This window comes from Mesorhizobium sp. M1322 (assembly GCF_040318085.1).
Lineage (GTDB): Bacteria > Pseudomonadota > Alphaproteobacteria > Rhizobiales > Rhizobiaceae > Mesorhizobium.
Genome location: NZ_JAMYLP010000202.1, coordinates 1 through 1,519, shown reverse-complemented (window position 1 = coordinate 1,519; position 1,519 = coordinate 1). Strand labels below are relative to the sequence as shown.

Below are 1,519 nucleotides of genomic sequence, written 5' to 3'. Positions count from 1 at the left end.
CCAGGCCCCAAGGTCATGCGCATCGGTCTCGCCGAATTCTCCGCCATCAAATACGGAGCCACGCTCGATGTTCATAATGTGTGAATCCGATAGGTCACTATACGGGGAGAAGTGCCCGGCAGGGCGATGAGGGGCGGCGCCAGACCGGCCCATGAGTCGCTCAACACGGATCACCTCACGTCAGCTCGACGGTCCGCCCTTCTTCGATGCTCTGCTCGGCGGCAAGCACGATGCGCAGGCTGTTGACCGCGGCATTCATCTGTTCGGACAGGTCGAGATCCTCGCGGATGGCGCGCAGGAAAAACGCCTGCTCGCGATCGCAAAGCTCCTGATGGCCGGGCTCGTCCTCCATGCTGACGATCTCGTCGGGCCTCTTGAAATTCTTGTCGCCGTCAACCTCGGCATAGTGGATCTTGAGCGCATCGGTCTTGGTGTGCCGGTCGATATCGGCTGAGTTCGACACCTCGGCCAGTTCGGCCGCACCGCTTGCCGTCTGGCCAGCGACGATGGAGACCGCGCCCTTGGGGCCGACCACGTCCTTCACGAAATAGGCCGTCTCGCTCATCATCGGGCCCCAGCCCGCCTCGTACCAGCCGACCGAACCGTCATCGAAGGTGACGTGCAGATGGCCATAGTTCTGCTTGGCGGCATCCGCCCACAATTTCGCGCCGATGCCGTGGACGCGGACCGGCTTGGCGCCGGTCAGCTGGCACATGACGTCGACATAGTGCACGCCGCAATCGACGATCGGGATCAGCGAATCGATCAGGTTCTTATGCCAGTGCCAGGCGCTGCCGCTGCTCTGCTGATTGAGGTTGAGGCGCATGACCAGCGGCTTGCCGAGCGTCTTGCCAACCTCGATGAACTTGATCCATGACGGGTGGACTCGCAGGATATAGCCGAGCACCAGCTTGCGGTTCTTCGCTCGCGCCGCGGCGACCACCTTCTCGGCATCCTCGATGTTGGTGGCGAGCGGCTTTTCCATGAACACGTGGCAGCCCGCGCCGATCGCCTTCAGCGCATATTCGGCATGCGTGTTGGGCCAGCTGTTGATGGAAACGGCATCCGGCCTGGTCTCTTTCAGCGCCAGGTCAAAATCCTCGTAGAGCGGATAGCCGGCTAATTGCGCCGGGATATTCTTGTTGCTCTTGATCGTGCGGCTCATGATGCCGACGATCTCGAACCCGTCCGAGCGATGGTAGGCGCTGGCATGCGACGCGCCCATATTACCAAGACCGATCACCAGCACCTTTACTTTGTCGGTCAAAGCCACCTCCCTTGTTCTTCTTGATCGAATAGCGGCGGCATCTGTCGCCGCCCAATCGCTTCAGGTTTGTGCTGCCCCTCATCGCCCTGCCGGTGTCCAGTTGATAGATGGGTAACACTTTGAACCGGATACATGGGTAACACTTTTCCCCCTGTGCTGTCCGCTGCAGCGCCAAGCGGTTTGGTTGGCGCGGCGCTGCGGCGGACAAGCTTCATGCGCCTGGTGTCGAGGATGCCGAGCGGATGGGCATGG

Annotated in this window: 2 protein-coding genes; both read right to left on the bottom strand. The window is 61.2% G+C overall.

The genetic code is table 11. From position 1 onward, the window contains the following. Positions 1-175: 175 nt before the first annotated feature. The gene (locus tag NKH12_RS30380; RefSeq protein ID WP_352956475.1) at positions 176-1,267 is read right to left on the bottom strand and encodes a Gfo/Idh/MocA family protein; all 1,092 of its coding nucleotides are present in this window, start codon (positions 1,265-1,267) and stop codon (positions 176-178) included. Next, a partial coding sequence (locus tag NKH12_RS30375; RefSeq protein WP_352956474.1) for a hypothetical protein occupies positions 1,264-1,519 on the bottom strand: 256 nt, incomplete at its 5' end. The genes NKH12_RS30380 and NKH12_RS30375, both read right to left, overlap by 4 nt.